This is a genomic window from Pseudomonas wadenswilerensis, assembly GCF_024749185.1.
Lineage (GTDB): Bacteria > Pseudomonadota > Gammaproteobacteria > Pseudomonadales > Pseudomonadaceae > Aquipseudomonas > Aquipseudomonas wadenswilerensis.
In genome coordinates, this window is record NZ_CP087191.1 from 5,207,908 (window position 1) to 5,228,060 (window position 20,153).

Annotated in this window: 29 protein-coding genes; all 29 read right to left on the reverse strand. The window is 56.4% G+C overall.

Going from position 1 to position 20,153, the window contains the following annotated elements:
• Entirely contained in the window at nucleotides 1-357 is a 357-nt protein-coding gene (rpsM, locus tag LOY45_RS23890; protein WP_258578461.1) for a 30S ribosomal protein S13, read from the reverse strand.
• A 131-nt stretch (nucleotides 358-488) separates the two neighbouring features.
• Nucleotides 489-605 (reverse strand): 50S ribosomal protein L36, encoded by a 117-nt coding sequence (gene rpmJ, locus LOY45_RS23895; protein WP_002555468.1) that lies wholly within the window; start codon nucleotides 603-605, stop codon nucleotides 489-491.
• 28 nt (nucleotides 606-633) lie between these two features.
• Nucleotides 634-1,965, reverse strand: coding sequence for a preprotein translocase subunit SecY (gene secY, locus LOY45_RS23900; protein ID WP_010220319.1), 1,332 nt, complete (start codon nucleotides 1,963-1,965; stop codon nucleotides 634-636).
• Nucleotides 1,966-2,400: a 50S ribosomal protein L15 gene (gene rplO, locus LOY45_RS23905; protein ID WP_115085069.1), complete on the reverse strand. Its 435-nt coding sequence runs from the start codon at nucleotides 2,398-2,400 to the stop codon at nucleotides 1,966-1,968.
• Nucleotides 2,401-2,403: 3 nt separating this feature from the next.
• The gene (rpmD, locus tag LOY45_RS23910) at nucleotides 2,404-2,580 is read right to left on the reverse strand and encodes a 50S ribosomal protein L30 (RefSeq protein ID WP_010220317.1); all 177 of its coding nucleotides are present in this window, start codon (nucleotides 2,578-2,580) and stop codon (nucleotides 2,404-2,406) included.
• A gap of 2 nt (nucleotides 2,581-2,582) precedes the next feature.
• A complete protein-coding gene (rpsE, locus tag LOY45_RS23915; RefSeq protein WP_010220316.1) occupies nucleotides 2,583-3,083 on the reverse strand; it encodes a 30S ribosomal protein S5 in 501 nt (166 codons plus the stop codon).
• A 3-nt stretch (nucleotides 3,084-3,086) separates the two neighbouring features.
• Nucleotides 3,087-3,437: a 50S ribosomal protein L18 gene (gene rplR, locus LOY45_RS23920; protein ID WP_009397496.1), complete on the reverse strand. Its 351-nt coding sequence runs from the start codon at nucleotides 3,435-3,437 to the stop codon at nucleotides 3,087-3,089.
• Between the two features lie 10 nt (nucleotides 3,438-3,447).
• Nucleotides 3,448-3,981 (reverse strand): 50S ribosomal protein L6, encoded by a 534-nt coding sequence (gene rplF / locus LOY45_RS23925; protein WP_010220314.1) that lies wholly within the window; start codon nucleotides 3,979-3,981, stop codon nucleotides 3,448-3,450.
• A gap of 12 nt (nucleotides 3,982-3,993) precedes the next feature.
• Nucleotides 3,994-4,386: a 30S ribosomal protein S8 gene (rpsH, locus tag LOY45_RS23930; RefSeq protein ID WP_010220313.1), complete on the reverse strand. Its 393-nt coding sequence runs from the start codon at nucleotides 4,384-4,386 to the stop codon at nucleotides 3,994-3,996.
• 209 nt (nucleotides 4,387-4,595) lie between these two features.
• A complete protein-coding gene (gene rpsN / locus LOY45_RS23935) occupies nucleotides 4,596-4,901 on the reverse strand; it encodes a 30S ribosomal protein S14 (protein WP_038998487.1) in 306 nt (101 codons plus the stop codon).
• Between the two features lie 13 nt (nucleotides 4,902-4,914).
• Nucleotides 4,915-5,454 carry a 50S ribosomal protein L5 gene (gene rplE, locus LOY45_RS23940; RefSeq protein WP_010220311.1) on the reverse strand — a complete coding sequence of 180 codons (540 nt, stop codon included), beginning with the start codon at nucleotides 5,452-5,454 and terminating at the stop codon, nucleotides 4,915-4,917.
• A 20-nt stretch (nucleotides 5,455-5,474) separates the two neighbouring features.
• Nucleotides 5,475-5,789: a 50S ribosomal protein L24 gene (gene rplX / locus LOY45_RS23945; protein WP_009397501.1), complete on the reverse strand. Its 315-nt coding sequence runs from the start codon at nucleotides 5,787-5,789 to the stop codon at nucleotides 5,475-5,477.
• Between the two features lie 11 nt (nucleotides 5,790-5,800).
• Nucleotides 5,801-6,169: a 50S ribosomal protein L14 gene (rplN, locus tag LOY45_RS23950; protein WP_002555479.1), complete on the reverse strand. Its 369-nt coding sequence runs from the start codon at nucleotides 6,167-6,169 to the stop codon at nucleotides 5,801-5,803.
• Between the two features lie 23 nt (nucleotides 6,170-6,192).
• On the reverse strand, nucleotides 6,193-6,459 hold the full coding sequence (gene rpsQ, locus LOY45_RS23955) for a 30S ribosomal protein S17 (protein ID WP_008374160.1): 267 nt from the start codon (nucleotides 6,457-6,459) through the stop codon (nucleotides 6,193-6,195).
• 2 nt (nucleotides 6,460-6,461) lie between these two features.
• The gene (rpmC, locus tag LOY45_RS23960) at nucleotides 6,462-6,653 is read right to left on the reverse strand and encodes a 50S ribosomal protein L29 (RefSeq protein ID WP_002555481.1); all 192 of its coding nucleotides are present in this window, start codon (nucleotides 6,651-6,653) and stop codon (nucleotides 6,462-6,464) included.
• On the reverse strand, nucleotides 6,653-7,066 hold the full coding sequence (rplP, locus tag LOY45_RS23965) for a 50S ribosomal protein L16 (protein WP_003255479.1): 414 nt from the start codon (nucleotides 7,064-7,066) through the stop codon (nucleotides 6,653-6,655). Before rplP ends, rpmC begins: the two co-directional genes overlap by 1 nt.
• A 12-nt stretch (nucleotides 7,067-7,078) precedes the next feature.
• Nucleotides 7,079-7,765: a 30S ribosomal protein S3 gene (gene rpsC / locus LOY45_RS23970; protein WP_010220308.1), complete on the reverse strand. Its 687-nt coding sequence runs from the start codon at nucleotides 7,763-7,765 to the stop codon at nucleotides 7,079-7,081.
• Nucleotides 7,766-7,778: 13 nt separating this feature from the next.
• On the reverse strand, nucleotides 7,779-8,111 hold the full coding sequence (gene rplV / locus LOY45_RS23975; RefSeq protein WP_003103908.1) for a 50S ribosomal protein L22: 333 nt from the start codon (nucleotides 8,109-8,111) through the stop codon (nucleotides 7,779-7,781).
• An 11-nt stretch (nucleotides 8,112-8,122) separates the two neighbouring features.
• Entirely contained in the window at nucleotides 8,123-8,398 is a 276-nt protein-coding gene (gene rpsS / locus LOY45_RS23980; protein WP_002555486.1) for a 30S ribosomal protein S19, read from the reverse strand.
• A 16-nt stretch (nucleotides 8,399-8,414) separates the two neighbouring features.
• The gene (rplB, locus tag LOY45_RS23985; RefSeq protein WP_038606161.1) at nucleotides 8,415-9,239 is read right to left on the reverse strand and encodes a 50S ribosomal protein L2; all 825 of its coding nucleotides are present in this window, start codon (nucleotides 9,237-9,239) and stop codon (nucleotides 8,415-8,417) included.
• Nucleotides 9,240-9,253: 14 nt separating this feature from the next.
• Nucleotides 9,254-9,553, reverse strand: a complete 300-nt coding sequence (rplW, locus tag LOY45_RS23990) for a 50S ribosomal protein L23 (protein ID WP_010220306.1) — start codon at nucleotides 9,551-9,553, stop codon at nucleotides 9,254-9,256.
• On the reverse strand, nucleotides 9,550-10,152 hold the full coding sequence (gene rplD / locus LOY45_RS23995; RefSeq protein WP_010220305.1) for a 50S ribosomal protein L4: 603 nt from the start codon (nucleotides 10,150-10,152) through the stop codon (nucleotides 9,550-9,552). The genes rplW and rplD overlap by 4 nt, the downstream gene beginning before the upstream one ends.
• Nucleotides 10,153-10,164: 12 nt before the next feature.
• Complete coding sequence (rplC, locus tag LOY45_RS24000) at nucleotides 10,165-10,800, reverse strand: 50S ribosomal protein L3 (RefSeq protein ID WP_010220304.1); 636 nt, start codon at nucleotides 10,798-10,800, stop codon at nucleotides 10,165-10,167.
• An 80-nt stretch (nucleotides 10,801-10,880) separates the two neighbouring features.
• Nucleotides 10,881-11,192, reverse strand: coding sequence for a 30S ribosomal protein S10 (rpsJ, locus tag LOY45_RS24005; protein WP_003186070.1), 312 nt, complete (start codon nucleotides 11,190-11,192; stop codon nucleotides 10,881-10,883).
• 142 nt (nucleotides 11,193-11,334) lie between these two features.
• The gene (gene tuf / locus LOY45_RS24010) at nucleotides 11,335-12,528 is read right to left on the reverse strand and encodes an elongation factor Tu (RefSeq protein WP_115085064.1); all 1,194 of its coding nucleotides are present in this window, start codon (nucleotides 12,526-12,528) and stop codon (nucleotides 11,335-11,337) included.
• Nucleotides 12,529-12,558: 30 nt separating this feature from the next.
• On the reverse strand, nucleotides 12,559-14,706 hold the full coding sequence (gene fusA, locus LOY45_RS24015) for an elongation factor G (protein ID WP_115085068.1): 2,148 nt from the start codon (nucleotides 14,704-14,706) through the stop codon (nucleotides 12,559-12,561).
• 30 nt (nucleotides 14,707-14,736) lie between these two features.
• On the reverse strand, nucleotides 14,737-15,207 hold the full coding sequence (gene rpsG, locus LOY45_RS24020; protein WP_008089143.1) for a 30S ribosomal protein S7: 471 nt from the start codon (nucleotides 15,205-15,207) through the stop codon (nucleotides 14,737-14,739).
• A 120-nt stretch (nucleotides 15,208-15,327) separates the two neighbouring features.
• Nucleotides 15,328-15,699, reverse strand: coding sequence for a 30S ribosomal protein S12 (rpsL, locus tag LOY45_RS24025; RefSeq protein ID WP_003186084.1), 372 nt, complete (start codon nucleotides 15,697-15,699; stop codon nucleotides 15,328-15,330).
• A gap of 210 nt (nucleotides 15,700-15,909) precedes the next feature.
• Nucleotides 15,910-20,109 (reverse strand): DNA-directed RNA polymerase subunit beta', encoded by a 4,200-nt coding sequence (gene rpoC / locus LOY45_RS24030; protein ID WP_115085067.1) that lies wholly within the window; start codon nucleotides 20,107-20,109, stop codon nucleotides 15,910-15,912.
• Nucleotides 20,110-20,153: the final 44 nt, after the last annotated feature.

The following is a 20,153-nucleotide window of genomic DNA, read 5'->3' on the forward strand; positions in this document are numbered from 1 at the left end:
TTACTTGCGGATCGGCTTACGCGGGCCCTTACGGGTACGCGCGTTGGTCTTGGTACGCTGACCGCGTACTGGCAGACCCCGACGATGACGCAGGCCGCGGTAGCAACCCAGGTCCATCAACCGCTTGATTTTCATGTTGATGTCACGGCGCAGATCACCTTCGGTGATGTACCTCGCAACTTCAGTACGCAGCGATTCAACCTGCTCGTCGCTCAGATCCTTGATCTTTGCGGCTGGGTTGACCCCAGTGTCTGCACAGATTTTCTGTGCAGTAGTGCGACCAACACCATAGATGTAGGTCAGCGAGATAACAGTGTGCTTGTTATCTGGAATGTTGACGCCTGCAATACGGGCCATTCAGTGGGACTCCAATTGACAGCTACCTACGCCCCGGAAGCCAAGAAATAGGGCGCGAGATAATATCGCTGTAGAAACAAATAATCAACCCAGCAGCGCACTAGCTGCTGGGTTTGAAGCGCAGATCACAATCAGCCTTGGCGCTGCTTGTGACGTGGTTCCGCACTGCAAATTACTCGAACGACACCTTCGCGGCGAATAATTTTGCAGTTACGGCACAGCTTTTTCACCGATGCACGAACTTTCATCACCAACTCCTCGAACCTTAAGGGTCAATCAGCGCAGCAGACCGCTGCCACCGTAGCCTTTCAGGTTGGCTTTCTTCATCAGGGATTCGTACTGGTGCGAAACGAGGTGCGATTGTACTTGGGACATGAAGTCCATCACAACCACTACCACAATCAGCAACGAGGTCCCGCCAAGGTAGAACGGAACGTTTGCCGCGACCACCAGGAACTGGGGAAGCAGACACACGGCCGTCATATAAAGAGCACCGAACATGGTCAAGCGGGTCAGAACGCCATCAATGTAGCGCGCCGACTGCTCGCCCGGACGGATACCCGGAATAAAGGCACCGGACTTCTTCAGGTTTTCCGCTACGTCTTTCGGATTGAACATCAACGCCGTATAGAAGAAGCAGAAGAAAATAATCCCTGCACTAAACAGCAGAATATTCAACGGCTGACCAGGAGCGATCGACTGCGAGATGTCCTGCAACCAGCCCATACCTTCGGACTGACCGAACCAGGCACCCAGCGAAGCCGGGAACAGCAAGATGCTGCTCGCGAAAATGGCAGGAATTACGCCCGCCATGTTCACTTTCAACGGCAAGTGGCTGGTCTGCGCAGCGAAGACCTTGCGGCCCTGCTGACGCTTGGCGTAGTGAACGGCGATACGACGCTGACCACGCTCAATGAACACCACGAAACCGATAATCGCTACTGCCAGCAAACCGATAGCGACCAGGGCGAAAATATTGATATCGCCTGTGCGTGCAGACTCGAAAGACTGCCCGATTGCTCTCGGAAGACCGGCGACGATACCTGCGAAGATCAACATCGAGATACCGTTGCCTACACCGCGCTCGGTGATCTGCTCGCCCAGCCACATCATGAACATCGCGCCGGCCACGAAAGTGGACACCGCAACGAAATGGAAGCCAAAGTCAGCAGAAAACGCCACGCCCTGACCGGCCAGACCAATGGACATGCCAATGGCCTGGACCAGCGCCAGGATAACGGTGCCGTAGCGGGTGTACTGGCTGATCTTGCGACGGCCAGCTTCACCTTCCTTCTTCAACTGCTCCAGCTGCGGGCTAACGGCGGTCATCAGCTGCATGATGATCGATGCCGAAATGTACGGCATGATCCCCAGTGCAAAGATGCTCATCCGTTCCAGCGCGCCGCCGGAAAACATGTTGAACAAGCTAAGAATGGTCCCCTCATTCTGTCGAAACAGTTCCGCCAGCCGGTCCGGGTTGATACCTGGAACTGGGATGTGTGCGCCTATCCGGTAGACGATGATCGCCAGGAACAGAAAACGCAGACGAGCCCAGAGTTCAGACATCCCGCCTTTGCCGAGCGAAGAGAGAGCACCTTGCTTAGCCATTTATTCCTCGAACTTGCCGCCAGCTGCTTCGATAGCCGCACGCGCACCTTTGGTGGCTGCGATACCCTTGATGGTGACCGCGCGAGTAACTTCGCCGGACAGCATGATTTTCACACGCTGTACGCTTTGGTTAATCACGTTGGCATCCTTCAAGGATTGCACGGTGACAACGTCGCCTTCCACTTTGGCCAGCTCGGACAGACGCACTTCTGCGCGGTCCATGGCTTTCAGGGAAACGAAGCCGAATTTCGGCAGACGACGGTGCAGCGGCTGTTGACCGCCTTCAAAGCCTGGAGCAATGGTGCCACCGGAACGGGAGGTTTGACCTTTGTGGCCGCGGCCACCAGTCTTACCCAAACCGCTACCGATACCACGGCCCGGACGATGCTTCTCGCGACGGGAACCCGGCGCTGGACTCAGATCATTGAGTTTCATCGATTAACCCTCGACGCGCAGCATGTAGTAAGCCTTGTTGATCATCCCGCGATTCTCGGGAGTATCCAGGACTTCTACAGTGTGACCGATGCGGCGCAGACCCAGACCCTTAACACACAGTTTGTGGTTAGGGAGACGGCCGGCGGTGCTTTTGATCAGCGTTACTTTAACGGTAGCCATGATCAGCGGATCTCCTCAACGCTCTTGCCGCGCTTGGCAGCAATGGACTCAGGAGATTGCATAGCCTTCAGACCCTTGAAAGTGGCATGAACCACGTTCACTGGGTTGGTCGAGCCATAGCACTTGGCCAGGACGTTCTGAACGCCAGCAACTTCCAGGACGGCACGCATTGCGCCACCGGCGATGATACCGGTACCTTCCGAGGCAGGCTGCATGTACACCTTCGACGCGCCATGGGCGGACTTGGTGGCGTACTGCAGAGTAGTGCCGTTCAGGTCTACCTGAATCATGTTGCGACGAGCAGCTTCCATGGCTTTCTGGATCGCAGCAGGTACTTCGCGCGACTTGCCACGGCCGAAGCCAACACGACCTTTACCATCACCAACCACGGTCAACGCGGTGAAAGTGAAGATACGGCCGCCTTTGACGGTTTTAGCAACGCGGTTAACTTGAACCAGCTTCTCGATGTAGCCTTCGTCGCGCTTTTGATCGTTATTTGCCATAACTTAGAACTCCAGCCCGCCTTCACGAGCAGCATCAGCCAGCGCTTTGACGCGGCCATGGTACTTGAAGCCGGAACGGTCAAAGGCAACTTGAGATACACCGGCGGCTTTCGCGCGCTCAGCTACCAGCTTGCCAACCTTAGTGGCCGCGTCGATGTTGCCGGTGGCACCATCACGCAGTTCTTTGTCCAAGGTCGAGGCACTGGCCAAAACCTTGCTGCCGTCGGCCGAAATGACCTGGGCGTAGATGTGCTGCGAGGAGCGGAACACGCAGAGACGCACGACTTCGAGTTCGTGCATTTTCAGGCGTGCTTTGCGAGCGCGACGCAGTCGAGTAACTTTTTTGTCGGTCATTTGCTAGGCCCTACTTCTTCTTGGCTTCTTTACGACGGACGACTTCGTCCGCGTAACGCACACCCTTGCCTTTGTACGGCTCTGGTGGACGGAAGTCGCGGATTTCAGCGGCCACCTGACCTACCAGCTGCTTGTCGATACCCTTGATCAGGATATCGGTCTGGCTTGGGGTCTCTGCGGTGATACCGGCCGGCAGTTCGTAATCCACTGGATGCGAGAAGCCGAGTGCCAGGTTCAGCACGGTGCCTTTGGCTTGTGCTTTGTAACCAACACCGACCAGCTGGAGCTTGCGCTCGAAGCCTTGGCTTACGCCCTGGACCATGTTGTTCACCAGGGCGCGGGTAGTACCGGCCATAGCGCGAGTTTGTTGATCGCCATTGCGAGCAGCGAAACGCAGCTCACCAGCTTCTTCAACAATTTCAACCGACGAGTGAACGTTCAGTTCGAGAGTGCCCTTGGCACCCTTCACCGAAAGCTGTTGGCCGACGAATTTGACTTCGACACCGGCTGGCAGCTTAACGGGGTTCTTAGCGACGCGAGACATGCTTATCCCCCCTTAGAACACTGTGCAGAGAACTTCGCCGCCGACACCGGCAGCGCGCGCAGCACGATCAGTCATCACACCTTTGTTGGTGGAGACGATAGACACGCCCAGACCGCCACGTACTTTCGGCAGTTCTTCGACGGACTTGTACTGACGCAGGCCTGGACGACTTACGCGCTTGACTTCCTCGATGACCGGACGGCCTTCGAAGTATTTCAGCTCGATGGAAAGCGATGGTTTTACTTCGCTGCTGACTTGGTAGCCAGCGATGTAACCTTCGTCTTTCAGAACTTTGGCTACCGCAACCTTCAGAGTCGACGAAGGCATGCTTACGACGGACTTTTCAGCCATCTGGGCATTACGGATGCGAGTTAGCATGTCCGCTAACGGGTCCTGCATACTCATGGGCTAGACGCTCCTGATACAAGAAAAATTAGCCTCTCGGCTACTACAGTCCCCTGAAATCGCCGGGCGTAAAAACCCGGGCTCAGGAGAGCCGGTCATTCTAGACAGTTCCCAGAAACGAAACAAGCCCCAGAAGGGGCTTGTTTCGTTGCAAGGTCACCGGTGGTCGGAAGATTGCTCCCCCGCCACCTGGACGCTGCCGGTACGTCTTACCAGCTGGCTTTAACCAGACCTGGAACGTCACCGCGCATTGCTGCTTCACGCAGCTTGTTACGGCCGAGGCCGAACTTGCGGTAAACGCCGTGTGGACGACCGGTGATGCGGCAACGGTTACGCAGGCGCGCAGCGCTAGCGTCACGTGGTTGCTTCTGCAGAGCTACGACGGCGGCAAAACGCTCTTCTGGAGTTGCTTCCAGGTTCACGATGGTCGCTTTCAGCTCGGCACGCTTCTTGGCGTACTTGGCAACGGTGAGCTGACGCTTCAGCTCACGGTTCTTCATGCTCTTCTTGGCCATTTTCCTACTCCAATCAGTTGCGGAACGGGAATTTGAAAGCACGCATCAGAGCGCGGCCTTCATCATCGTTCTTGGCAGTGGTGGTCAGGGTAATGTCCAGACCGCGCAGAGCATCGATCTTGTCGTAGTCGATTTCCGGGAAGATGATCTGCTCTTTCACGCCCATGCTGTAGTTGCCACGACCATCGAAGGACTTGGCATTCAGGCCGCGGAAGTCGCGAACCCGAGGCAGGGAGATCGCCAGCAGGCGGTCCAGGAATTCGTACATACGATCACGGCGCAGGGTAACTTTAACGCCGATCGGCCAGCCTTCACGGACTTTGAAGCCCGCGATGGATTTCCGAGCGAAAGTCACAACGGCTTTCTGACCGGTGATCTTCTCCAGGTCAGCAACAGCGTGTTCGATGACTTTTTTGTCGCCGACAGCTTCGCCCAGACCCATGTTCAGGGTGATCTTGGTAACGCGCGGAACTTCCATCACGTTCGCCAGCTTAAGTTCTTCCTTAAGCTTGGGAGCAATCTCGTTCCGGTAAATCTCTTTCAGTCGTGCCATGGTCTTCTACCTAGCAGTGTTCAAGCATCAACCGCTTTTTGGGTCGACTTGAAGACACGAATTTTTTTGCCGTCTTCTACTTTGAAACCAACGCGGTCAGCCTTGTTGGTTTCGCCGTTGAAAATGGCGACGTTGGAAGCGTGCAGTGGCGCTTCTTTCTCGACGATACCGCCCTGTACGCCCGACATCGGGTTAGGCTTGGTATGACGCTTCACCAGGTTGATCCCACCAACGACCAGACGGTCGTCAGCGAGAACCTTGAGCACCTTACCGCGCTTACCTTTGTCTTTGCCGGCGATCACGATGATCTCGTCGTCACGACGAATCTTTTGCATGTCGGATCTCCTTACAGCACTTCTGGGGCGAGCGAGACGATCTTCATGAACTTCTCAGTACGAAGTTCACGGGTCACTGGCCCAAAGATACGGGTGCCGATCGGCTCTTGCTTGTTGTTCAGCAGAACAGCAGCATTGCCATCAAAGCGGATGATGGAGCCGTCAGCACGACGGACACCGTGGCGAGTGCGGACTACAACAGCAGTCATCACTTGGCCTTTCTTCACTTTACCGCGAGGAATTGCTTCCTTGACGGTTACCTTGATGATGTCACCGATGCCGGCGTAACGGCGGTGCGAACCGCCGAGAACCTTGATGCACATGACGCGACGAGCGCCGCTGTTATCGGCCACATCGAGCATGGATTGAGTCTGAATCATAAAATTTCTCCGACCCTTAGCCCTTAGACTTCAACAGCGCGTTCGAGAACTTCAACCAGTGCCCAGGACTTGGTCTTGGCCAGCGGACGGGTCTCGCGGATGGAGACCTTGTCGCCGATATGGCACTGGTTGGTTTCGTCGTGCGCGTGCAGCTTAGTCGAACGCTTAACGTATTTACCGTAGATCGGGTGCTTTACGCGACGCTCGATCAGTACGGTGATGGTTTTGTCCATCTTGTCGCTGACGACACGGCCAGTCAGCGTACGGACGGTTTTTTCAGCTTCAGCCATGATCACTTACCTGCCTGCTGGTTGAGCACAGTTTTCACGCGAGCGATGTCACGCTTAACTTGCGAGAGCAGGTGCGACTGCCCCAACTGGCCAGTTGCTTTCTGCATACGCAGATTGAACTGGTCGCGCAGCAAGCCGAGCAGTTGCTCGTTCAGCTGCTGTGCTGATTTTTCACGAAGTTCATTCGCTTTCATCACATCACCGTCCGCTTAACAAAGGAGGTGGCGAGAGGCAGCTTTGCAGCCGCCAGGGCGAAAGCCTCACGCGCCAACTCTTCAGAAACACCCTCGATCTCGTACAGGACTTTGCCTGGCTGGATCTGGGCAACCCAGTACTCCACGGAACCTTTACCTTTACCCATCCGCACTTCGAGAGGCTTCTTGGAGATCGGCTTGTCCGGGAACACACGGATCCAGATTTTACCGCCACGTTTTACGTGACGGGTCAGAGCACGACGTGCCGACTCAATCTGGCGGGCGGTGAGACGACCGCGAGCAACAGCTTTCAGAGCAAATTCGCCGAAGCTGACTTTGCTACCGCGCAGTGCCAGACCACGGTTGTGGCCAGTCATCTGCTTGCGGAATTTTGTACGCTTTGGTTGCAACATTTGGCGTACCCCTTACTTAGCAGCTTTTTTACGAGGCGCTGGTGCTTGTGGTTTCAGTTCTTCTTGGCGACCACCAATTACTTCGCCTTTGAAAATCCAAACCTTCACACCGATCACACCGTAAGTGGTGTGAGCTTCGTAGGTGGCATAGTCGATATCGGCACGCAGGGTGTGCAGCGGCACACGACCTTCGCGATACCATTCAGTACGTGCGATTTCAGCACCGCCGAGACGACCGCTCACTTGGATCTTGATGCCTTTGGCACCAATGCGCATGGCGTTCTGTACGGCGCGCTTCATGGCGCGACGGAACATCACACGACGCTCCAGCTGCTGAGCTACGCTCTGAGCTACCAGCATACCGTCGAGTTCCGGCTTGCGGATCTCTTCGATGTTGATGTGCACAGGCACACCCATTTGCTTGGTCAGGTCCTGACGCAGTTTCTCAACATCTTCACCTTTCTTCCCGATAACGATACCTGGACGAGCGGTGTGGATGGTGATGCGTGCAGTTTGGGCCGGACGATGGATATCGATACGGCTAACGGACGCGCTTTTTAGTTTGTCTTGGAGGTACTCACGCACATTCAGATCTGCGAGCAAATAGTCCGCATAAGTCCGACCGTCTGCGTACCAGACGGAGGTGTGCTCCTTGACGATTCCCAGGCGAATGCCAGTGGGATGTACTTTCTGACCCATCTGATCGACTCCGTTACTTGTCCGCAACCTTGACAGTGATATGGCAAGACCGCTTGACGATGCGATCAGCGCGGCCTTTGGCACGCGGCATGATGCGCTTCAGCGAACGCCCTTCGTTGACGAAAACGGTGGAGACCTTCAGGTCATCAACGTCTGCGCCTTCGTTATGCTCGGCGTTGGCTACGGCCGACTCGAGGACTTTCTTCATGATTTCAGCGGCTTTTTTGCTGCTGAAAGCCAACAGGTTGAGCGCTTCGCCCACCTTCTTCCCGCGGATCTGGTCGGCGACCAAGCGGGCTTTCTGGGCGGAGATTCGAGCGCCCGACAACTTAGCGGCTACTTCCATTTCCTTACCCCTTAACGCTTGGCTTTCTTGTCAGCCACGTGCCCACGATAAGTGCGGGTACCGGCAAACTCGCCCAGTTTATGGCCGACCATGTCTTCGTTCACGAGAACTGGGACGTGTTGGCGACCGTTGTGTACCGCGATGGTCAGACCGACCATTTGTGGCAGGATCATGGAACGGCGCGACCAGGTCTTAACTGGTTTGCGATCGTTCTTTTCCGCCGCCACTTCGATCTTCTTCAGTAGGTGAAGATCGATAAAAGGACCTTTTTTCAGAGAACGTGGCACTGTCGTATCCCTCTATTTACTTGCGACGACGGACGATCATGTTGTCGGTACGCTTATTACCACGAGTCTTCGCGCCCTTAGTCGGGAAGCCCCATGGCGATACCGGATGACGACCACCGGAGGTACGACCTTCACCACCACCATGTGGGTGGTCAACCGGGTTCATGGCAACACCACGAACGGTTGGGCGAACGCCACGCCAGCGTTTGGCACCGGCTTTACCCAGCGAACGCAGGCTGTGCTCGGAGTTCGAGACTTCACCCAGGGTCGCACGGCATTCAGCCAGGACTTTACGCATTTCACCAGAGCGCAGACGCAGGGTCACATAGACACCTTCGCGAGCGATCAGCTGAGCCGAAGCACCAGCGGAACGAGCGATCTGTGCACCTTTGCCCGGCTTCAGTTCGATGCCGTGAATGGTGCTACCCACTGGGATGTTGCGCAGTTGCAGGGAGTTGCCTGGCTTGATTGGAGCCAGAGCGCCTGCGATCAGCTGGTCGCCAGCAGCAACGCCTTTAGGGGCGATGATGTAGCGGCGCTCGCCGTCTGCGTAGCACAGCAGTGCGATGTGAGCAGTACGGTTTGGATCGTATTCGATACGCTCGACAGTGGCGACGATGCCATCTTTGTCGTTGCGACGGAAATCGACCATACGGTAATGCTGCTTATGACCACCACCTACGTGACGAGTAGTGATACGGCCATTGTTGTTACGACCACCAGACTTCGATTTCTTCTCGAGCAGCGGTGCGTGAGGAGCGCCTTTATGCAGCTCCTTGTTGACCACCTTGACCACGAAACGGCGGCCAGGGGAAGTCGGTTTGCATTTAACGATTGCCATGATGCACCCCTTCCTTACTCAGCACTGCTGCTGAAATCGAGATCTTGGCCTGGCTGAAGCGAAACGATCGCTTTCTTCCAGTCATTGCGCTTGCCCAGACCACGTGCGGTACGCTTGGTTTTACCCAGAACGTTTACAGTCGACACGTTTTCGACTTTTACGCCGAACAGGCCTTCGACAGCTTTCTTGATTTCCAGCTTGGTTGCGTCAGTAGCAACCTTGAATACGAACTGGCCTTTTTTCTCAGCCAGAACGGTAGCCTTCTCGGAAACATGCGGGCCAAGGAGGACTTTAAATACGCGTTCCTGGTTCATCCCAGCAGCTCCTCGAATTTCTTCACGGCCGACACAGTGATCAACACTTTGTCGTATGCGATCAGACTGACCGGATCGGAACCCTGTACGTCACGTACGTCGACGTGCGGCAGGTTACGAGCAGCCAGGTACAGGTTCTGATCAACAGCGTCCGAAACGATCAGTACGTCGCTCAGACCCATGCCGTTCAGCTTGTTCAGCAGATCTTTGGTTTTCGGTGCTTCAACAGCAAAGTCCTGAACCACGACCAGACGGTCGGTACGCACCAGCTCAGCGAGGATGGAACGCATTGCTGCGCGGTACATCTTCTTGTTGAGCTTCTGCGAGTGATCCTGAGGACGAGCTGCGAAAGTGGTACCACCGCCACGCCAGATTGGGCTACGGATAGTACCGGCACGAGCACGGCCAGTGCCTTTCTGACGCCATGGGCGCTTACCGCCACCAGCAACGTCGGAACGGGTTTTCTGCTGCTTGGTGCCTTGACGGCCGCCGGCCATATAGGCCACGACTGCTTGGTGTACCAGCGTCTCGTTGAATTCGCCGCCGAAAGTCAGTTCGGAAACTTCGATCGCTTGAGCGTCATTTACATTTAGTTGCATGTCAGCTTCCCCTTAACCGCGAGCCTTGGCAGCCGGACGCACAACCAGATCGCTGCCAGTTGCGCCTGGAACGGCACCCTTGACCAGCAACAGATTGCGTTCAGCGTCGACGCGCACTACTTCGAGGGACTGAACGGTCACGCGCTCGGCGCCCATGTGACCGGACATTTTCTTGCCCTTGAATACACGACCAGGAGTCTGGCACTGGCCGATAGAGCCCGGGACGCGGTGGGAGACGGAGTTACCGTGGGTGTTATCTTGACCGCGGAAATTCCAACGCTTGATGGTACCGGCAAAGCCTTTACCCTTGGACTGGCCGGTAACGTCTACCAGCTGACCTGCAGCGAAGATTTCAGCGTTGATCGAATCACCGGCCTGGAACTCACCTTCTTCAAGGCGGAATTCCCAGACACCGCGACCCGCGGCAACGTTCGCCTTGGCGAAGTGACCAGCTTGAGCAGCAGTCACACGCGAAGCGCGACGCTCACCGACAGTGACTTGCACTGCACGATAGCCATCGGTTTCTTCAGTTTTGAACTGGGTGACGCGATTCGGCTCGATCTCAATGACCGTGACCGGAATGGAGACACCTTCTTCGGTGAAAATACGGGTCATACCGCATTTACGACCGACTACACCAATAGTCATGTTGTAAACCTCATGAGTGTACGGGGCTTTCACCCGCTATGGCCGCCCATTTCAGAGCGTTACACGACTAAGACCGTGTCTTAGCCGAGGCTGATCTGCACTTCCACACCGGCCGCAAGATCAAGCTTCATAAGAGCATCAACGGTTTTATCCGTTGGCTGGACGATGTCCAGAACGCGCTTATGAGTACGGATCTCGTACTGGTCACGCGCGTCTTTGTTGACGTGCGGGGAGACCAGAACGGTGAACCGCTCTTTACGGGTAGGCAGTGGAATTGGACCACGCACTTGAGCACCAGTACGTTTCGCGGTTTCCACGATTTCCTGGGTGGATTGGTCGATCAGGCGATGGTCAAAAGCCTTCAACCTGATACGGATTTGCTGATTTTGCATTGGATTTCAGACTCCAGGCTGCTATTCCCACCGGGCGCACTACGCCCGTTAAAAGGAGGCGTGATTCTATAGAGGGCCCCACTGAGTGTCAACCCAATAAAAAAGCCCCCGCTGAGCGGGGGCCTTTTTAAGCGATCAACGATTACTCGATGATTTTGGCTACGACGCCGGCGCCGACGGTACGACCGCCTTCACGGATAGCGAAACGCAGACCGTCTTCCATCGCGATGGTCTTGATCAGGGTAACAGTCATTTGAATGTTGTCACCTGGCATTACCATTTCAACGCCTTCTGGCAGCTCGCAGTTACCAGTCACGTCAGTAGTACGGAAGTAGAACTGTGGACGGTAGCCTTTGAAGAACGGAGTATGACGGCCGCCTTCTTCCTTGCTCAGAACGTAAACTTCTGCGGTGAACTTGGTGTGCGGCTTGACCGAACCTGGCTTGACCAGAACCTGGCCACGCTCAACGTCGTCACGCTTGGTGCCGCGCAGCAGCACGCCGCAGTTCTCGCCAGCACGACCTTCGTCCAGCAGCTTGCGGAACATCTCAACACCGGTGCAGGTGGTGGTGGTGGTGTCACGCAGACCAACGATTTCCAGGGCGTCTTGAACGCGGACGATACCACGCTCGATACGACCGGTAACAACGGTACCACGACCCGAGATCGAGAATACGTCTTCGATTGGCATCAGGAACGGCTTGTCGATAGCGCGCTCAGGCTCTGGGATGTAGGCATCCAGAGTCTCAACCAGCTTCTTGACAGCGGTGGTGCCCATTTCGTTGTCGTCTTTGCCTTCCAGCGCCATACGAGCCGAACCGATGATGATCGGAGTGTCGTCGCCTGGGAAGTCATAGGTGGACAGCAGGTCGCGAACTTCCATCTCGACCAGTTCCAGCAGCTCAGCGTCGTCTACCAGGTCAGCCTTGTTCAGGAAGACCACGATGTACGGAACGCCAACCTGACGGGACAGCAGGATGTGCTCACGGGTTTGTGGCATCGGACCATCGGCGGCCGAGCAAACCAGGATCGCGCCGTCCATCTGGGCAGCACCGGTGATCATGTTCTTCACGTAGTCAGCGTGACCTGGGCAGTCGACGTGAGCGTAGTGACGAATCTTCGAGTTGTACTCGACGTGTGCGGTGTTGATGGTGATACCGCGAGCTTTCTCTTCTGGAGCGCTGTCGATCTTGTCGAAGTCAACAACGGCCGAACCGAAAACTTCGGAGCAGACGCGAGTCAGAGCTGCGGTCAGAGTGGTTTTACCGTGGTCAACGTGACCGATGGTGCCAACGTTGACGTGCGGAAGGGAACGATCAAATTTTTCTTTAGCCACGACAGTGAACCTCTTGCCTAAAGGGCTGGATTAGCCTTGTTTTTTAACGAGTGCTTCGACGATATTCGACGGAGCTTCGGCGTATTTGGAGAATTCCATGGAGTAGCTCGCGCGACCCTGAGACATGGAACGAACGTCGGTCGCATAACCGAACATTTCTCCGAGCGGAACTTCAGCACGGACAACCTTGCCGGACACCGAATCTTCCATACCCTGGATCAGACCACGACGACGGTTCAGGTCACCCATCACGTCACCCATGTAGTCCTCAGGGGTCACAACTTCTACCTTCATGATCGGCTCAAGCACTTTACCGCCGCCTTTGGCAGCCAGTTGCTTGGTCGCCATGGAGGCCGCCACCTTGAACGCCATCTCGTTGGAGTCGACGTCGTGGTAGGAACCATCAAACACGGTTGCCTTCAGGCCGATCAGCGGATAGCCGGCAACAATGCCGTTCTTCATCTGCTCTTCGATACCCTTCTGGATCGCCGGGATGTATTCCTTAGGAACCACACCACCTACAACCTCGTTGGTGAATTCCAGGCCTTCGGTGATGTTGCCTTGTGCGTCCACTGTTGGCTGCGAGAAGCGAATCCAGCAGTGACCGAACTGACCGCGACCACCGGACTGACGAACGAACTTACCTTCGATCTCGACGTTGTCCTTGGTGATCTGCTCGCGGTACGAAACCTGCGGCTTACCGATGTTGGCTTCGACGTTGAACTCGCGCTTCATGCGGTCAACGAGGATGTCCAGGTGAAGCTCGCCCATACCGGAGATGATGGTCTGGCCGGTTTCTTCGTCGGTCTTGACGCGGAACGACGGGTCTTCCTGAGCCAGCTTGCCCAGTGCGATACCCATCTTTTCCTGGTCTTGCTTGGTCTTCGGCTCAACAGCAACCGAGATCACAGGCTCCGGGAAGTCCATACGCTCGAGGATGATCGGCTTGTCGGCGTTGCACAGGGTGTCACCAGTGGTGACGTCCTTCATGCCGATCAGAGCAGCGATGTCGCCTGCCAGTACTTCTTTGATCTCTTCACGCTGGTTGGCGTGCATCTGCACCATACGACCAACGCGCTCTTTCTTGCCTTTGACCGAGTTGATCACGGAGTCGCCAGACTGCAGCATGCCCGAGTAAACGCGCACGAAAGTCAGGGTACCCACGAACGGGTCGGTAGCAATCTTGAACGCCAGAGCCGAGAACGGCTCGTTGTCGTCGGCGTGACGCTCGTCGTAGTCAGCCTCGACCAGCTCGTCCTTCGGCTTCTCGATCAGGTCAGGGTGAATACCCTTGATCGCAGGAATCTCGGTCGGAGCAGGCAGGAAGTCGATAACGGCGTCGAGAACCAGGGGAACACCCTTGTTCTTGAACGACGAACCGCAGACGGCCGGAACGATCTCGCTGGCCAGGGTGCGCGCACGCAGACCGGCTTTGATCTCTTCGACCGACAGCTCACCTTCTTCAAGGTACTTGTTCATCAGCTCTTCGTTGGCTTCGGCAGCAGCTTCTACCATGTTCGCGCGCCATTCTTCGGCCAGCTCGAGCATGTCCGCAGGAATTTCTTCCTCACGGTAGGTAGTGCCTTTGTCGTCGTCGTTCCAGTAGATAGCCTTCATCTTGATCAGGTCGACCTGACCCTGGAAGTTATCTTCCGAACCGATGGCCAGCTGAACAGGAACCGGGGTGTGACCCAGACGGTTCTTGATCTGACCTACGACGCGCAGGAAGTTGGCGCCAGCACGGTCCATCTTGTTCACGTAAACAACACGTGGAACGCCGTATTTGTTGGCTTGACGCCATACGGTTTCGGACTGAGGCTCAACACCGGAGGTGCCGCAGAAAACAACGACCGCGCCGTCGAGTACGCGCAGCGAACGTTCTACTTCAATGGTGAAGTCAACGTGGCCGGGGGTATCGATGACGTTTACGCGATAGTTGTCATACTGACCTTTGGAGCCCTTCCAGAAGGTGGTGACAGCAGCGGAGGTAATGGTAATACCCCGCTCCTGCTCCTGCACCATCCAGTCGGTGGTCGCGGCGCCGTCATGCACCTCGCCCATCTTGTGGCTCAGGCCTGTGTAGAACAGGATCCGCTCGGTAGTGGTAGTTTTGCCCGCGTCAACGTGCGCGCAAATACCAATGTTACGGTAGCGGTTGATTGGTGTAGTACGAGCCATAGAGCCCTCGCAAAAATAGTGATGCCTGAATTAGAAGCGGTAGTGCGAGAACGCTTTGTTGGCTTCGGCCATACGGTGTACGTCTTCACGCTTCTTGACTGCAGCACCCTTGCCTTCAGCAGCATCCAGCAGCTCGCCGGCCAGGCGCAGAGCCATGGACTTCTCGCCACGCTTGCGGGCGTAGTCTACCAACCAGCGCATTGCCAGGGCGTTACGACGGGATGGACGAACTTCAACAGGAACCTGGTAAGTGGCACCGCCAACACGGCGCGACTTAACTTCGACCAGCGGAGCGATGGCGTCGAGAGCTTTCTCGAAGATTTCCAGGGGATCGCTGTTCTTGCGTTCTTTGACCTTGTCCAGCGCACCGTAAACGATACGCTCGGCAACGGCTTTCTTGCCGCTTTCCATCACGTGGTTCATGAACTTGGCGAGGATCTGGCTTCCGTATTTTGGATCGTCCAGAATCTCACGCTTGGCTGCTACACGACGTCTTGGCATTGATAAGCCCTCAAACGGTCTTCAGGTTAGCCCGGGACAGTGCCTCCTAAGGGTGCGTGCCCGACCTTACTCTTATCGACTCAATAAAATGAATAACTGCAAACTGCTGCAAACGGCCGATTACTTCGGACGCTTGGTACCGTACTTCGAACGACCTTGGTTACGACCTTTGACGCCGGAGGTATCCAGGGAGCCGCGAACGGTGTGGTAACGAACACCTGGCAAGTCTTTTACACGGCCGCCACGAATCAGGACGACGCTGTGCTCTTGCAGGTTGTGGCCTTCACCGCCGATGTACGAGGAAACCTCGAAACCGTTGGTCAGACGCACACGGCAAACTTTACGCAGTGCCGAGTTAGGTTTTTTCGGCGTGGTGGTGTACACACGGGTGCACACGCCACGACGTTGCGGGCAGTTCTGCAGCGCAGGAACGTCGGATTTCTCGACGATACGCTTACGCGGCTGACGTACCAGCTGGTTGATAGTTGCCATCTACTAGCTCCACTGTTGTCTTGCGACGCTATTGTCTTGCAAGAAAAGCAAAAATTGGCAGGACGGAGTCCCACCAAATTTAGGGGTACAAGAGTCTAAAGAGGATCTTGCCCCCAGTCAAGACAAGGCCCCGGCCCTCCCCTTCCGGTCATCGGCAACAAATTATGTCGCCAATGACCAAAACAGGTTTGCCGGGGCCCTATCCTACTTTCAGTTACCGCTGGAATTCAGCGCTTCGGTCAGTGCGGCTTCCACCTCACTGGCACTTACGCGCAGCGGTTTGTCGGCATCACGGCGACGCTTGCGCTCGCTGTGGTAGGCCAGACCGGTACCGGCCGGGATCAGACGACCCACGACCACGTTTTCTTTCAGGCCGCGCAGGTAATCGCGCTTGCCGGTTACCGCCGCTTCGGTCAGTACTCGAGTGGTTTCCTGGAAGGAAGCCGCCGAGATGAACGATTCGGTGGACAGCGAGGCCTTGGTGATACCCAGCAGTACGCGAGTGAACTTGGAGACAAACTTGTCTTCCGCGCCAAGGCGCTCGTTCTCTACCAGTACATGGGTCAGTTCCATCTGGTCGCCCTTGATGAAGCTGGAGTCACCCGACTCGGCAATCTCGACCTTGCGCAGCATCTGACGCAGGATGGTTTCGATGTGCTTGTCGTTGATCTTAACGCCTTGCAGACGGTAAACGTCCTGAATCTCGTTGACGATGTACTTGGCCAGCGCGCTGACACCCAGCAGACGCAGGATGTCGTGCGGATCGCTCGGACCGTCGGAGATAACTTCGCCGCGGTTCACTTGCTCGCCTTCGAAGACGTTCAGGTGACGCCACTTTGGAATCAGCTCTTCGTACGGATCGCTACCGTCGTTCGGGGTGATGACCAGACGGCGCTTGCCCTTGGTCTCTTTACCGAAGGCGATGGTGCCGCTGACTTCAGCCAGAATCGAGGCTTCTTTCGGACGACGGGCTTCGAACAAGTCGGCAACCCGCGGCAGACCACCGGTGATGTCACGGGTCTTCGACGTTTCTTGCGGGATACGCGCGATAACGTCACCGACGCCAATCTGGGCACCGTCAGCCACACCGACCAGGGCGTTGGCTGGCAGGAAGTACTGAGCCGGTACGTCGGTACCTGGCAGCAGCAGATCCTTGCCATTGGCGTCGACCATCTTGATTGCAGGACGGATTTCCTTGCCTGCAGCCGGACGGTCTTTGACGTCCAGAACTTCAATGTTGGTCAAACCAGTCAATTCGTCAGTCTGACGCTTGATGGTGATGCCTTCTTCCATGCCCACGAAGGTCACGGTACCTTTCATCTCGGTAACGATCGGGTGGGTGTGCGGGTCCCACTTGGCGACGATTGCGCCAGCGTCGACCTTGTCGCCTTCCTTCACCGAAATGACCGCACCGTAAGGCAGCTTGTAACGCTCGCGCTCACGACCGAATTCGTCGGCAATCGCCAACTCACCGGAACGCGATACGGCGACCAGGTTACGGTCGGCACGCTCAACGTGCTTCAGGTTATGCAGGCGAACCATACCGCCGTTCTTCACCTGGACGCTGTCGGCAGCCGAGGTCCGGCTTGCAGCACCACCGATGTGGAATGTACGCATGGTCAGCTGGGTACCCGGCTCACCGATCGACTGGGCAGCGATAACGCCGACCGCTTCACCGATGTTCACCTGGTGACCACGCGCCAGGTCACGACCGTAGCACTTGGCGCAGATGCCGTAGCGGGTTTCGCAGCTGATCGGCGAACGCACGATCACTTCGTCGATGCTGTTCAGCTCGATGAACTCGACCCACTTCTCGTCGACCAGGGTACCGGCCGGAACGATAACGTCGTCGGTGCCTGGCTTGAACACGTCACGGGCGATAACACGACCCAGTACACGCTCACCCAGCGGCTCTACAACGTCGCCGCCTTCAATGTGCGGCGTCATCAGCAGGCCTTGCTCGGTGCCGCAGTCGATCTCGGTCACGACCAGATCCTGGGCAACGTCTACCAGACGACGAGTCAGGTAACCGGAGTTCGCGGTTTTCAACGCGGTATCCGCAAGACCCTTACGAGCACCGTGAGTCGAGATGAAGTACTGGAGTACGCTCAGACCTTCACGGAAGTTCGCGGTGATCGGCGTCTCGATGATCGAGCCGTCCGGCTTGGCCATCAGACCACGCATACCGGCCAGCTGACGAATCTGAGCTGCCGAACCCCGGGCACCGGAGTCAGCCATCATGTACATCGAGTTGAAGGACTCTTGCTCGACTTCGTCGCCATTGCGGTCGATGACCTTCTCTTTCGAGAGGTTGGCCATCATCGCCTTGGAAACTTCGTCGTTCGCCTTGGACCACAAGTCGATGACTTTGTTGTACTTCTCGCCCTGGGTTACCAGGCCGGAGGCGTACTGGCTCTCGATCTCTTTCACTTCGTCGGTGGCAGCACCGATGATGCGGGCTTTTTCATCCGGGATAACGAAGTCGTTAACACCGATGGAAACGCCGGAGATGGTCGAGTAGGCAAAACCGGTATACATCAGCTGGTCAGCGAAGATCACGGTCTCTTTCAGACCAACCACGCGGTAGCACTGGTTGATCAGCTTGGAGATCGCCTTTTTCTTCATTGGCTGGTTGACCACGTCGTACGACAGACCTGGTGGAACAACCTGGAACAGCAGTGCACGGCCGACAGTGGTGTCGACGATACGGGTGTTCTTGACGCTGCCGCCATCACGATCGTTTACGGTTTCGTTGATACGAACCTTGATCTTGGCGTGCAGGGCAGCTTCGCCGGCACGGAATACCCGGTCGACTTCCTGCAGGTCAGCGAATACGCGACCTTCGCCCTTGGCGTTGATGGCTTCACGGGTCATGTAGTACAGACCCAGTACAACGTCCTGCGACGGAACGATGATTGGCTCACCGTTGGCTGGCGACAGGATGTTGTTGGTCGACATCATCAGCGCGCGCGCTTCGAGCTGGGCTTCCAGCGTCAGCGGCACGTGAACGGCCATCTGGTCACCGTCGAAGTCGGCGTTGTACGCAGCACAGACCAACGGGTGCAGCTGGATAGCCTTACCTTCGATCAGTACCGGTTCAAACGCCTGGATGCCCAGACGGTGAAGGGTCGGTGCACGGTTGAGCAGTACGGGGTGTTCGCGAATCACTTCGGCGAGAACGTCCCAAACCTCTGGCAGCTCACGCTCGACCATTTTCTTGGCGGCCTTGATGGTGGTCGCCAGACCACGCATTTCCAGCTTGCCGAAAATGAACGGCTTGAACAGCTCGAGAGCCATCTTCTTCGGCAGACCGCACTGGTGCAGACGCAGGGTCGGACCTACGGTAATTACCGAACGGCCGGAGTAGTCAACACGCTTACCGAGCAAGTTCTGACGGAAACGACCTTGCTTACCCTTGATCATGTCGGCCAGGGACTTCAGAGGACGCTTGTTCGAGCCGGTGATGGCACGACCGCGACGGCCGTTATCCAGCAAGGCGTCGACCGCTTCCTGCAGCATGCGCTTTTCGTTGCGCACGATGATGTCCGGCGCGGACAGGTCGAGCAGGCGCTTCAGACGGTTGTTACGGTTGATCACCCGACGATACAGGTCGTTCAGGTCGGAAGTCGCGAAGCGACCGCCATCCAGCGGAACCAATGGACGCAGGTCTGGCGGCAGAACCGGCAGAACGGTCAGGACCATCCACTCAGGCAGGTTGCCCGAGCCCTGGAAGGCCTCCATCAGTTTCAGACGCTTGGACAGCTTCTTGATCTTGGTTTCCGAGTTGGTCTGCGGAATCTCTTCGCGCAGGCGACCGATCTCGTGCTCCAGGTCGATAGCGTGCAGCAGCTCGCGGACAGCCTCGGCACCCATGCGGGCGTCGAAGTCGTCACCGAACTCTTCCAGCGCTTCGAAGTACTGCTCGTCGTTGAGCAGCTGGCCTTTTTCCAGGGTGGTCATGCCCGGGTCGATAACGACATAGCTCTCGAAGTAGAGAACGCGCTCGATATCACGCAGGGTCATGTCCATCAGCAGGCCGATACGCGACGGCAGCGATTTCAGGAACCAGATGTGGGCAACCGGCGAAGCCAGTTCGATGTGCGCCATGCGCTCACGACGAACCTTGGCCAGGGCGACTTCAACGCCGCACTTCTCGCAGATCACGCCGCGGTGTTTCAGGCGCTTGTACTTACCGCACAGGCACTCGTAGTCCTTGACTGGGCCAAAGATCTTGGCGCAGAACAGGCCGTCACGCTCAGGCTTGAACGTACGGTAGTTGATGGTTTCCGGTTTTTTAACTTCACCGAACGACCACGAACGGATCATCTCAGGCGAGGCCAATCCGATACGGATGGCGTCGAACTCTTCGACTTGACCCTGGTTTTTCAGCAAATTCAGTAGGTCTTTCAAGGCCTTTCCTCCTGGCGGAGCAGGGAGCGGGCTTTTCAGCCACG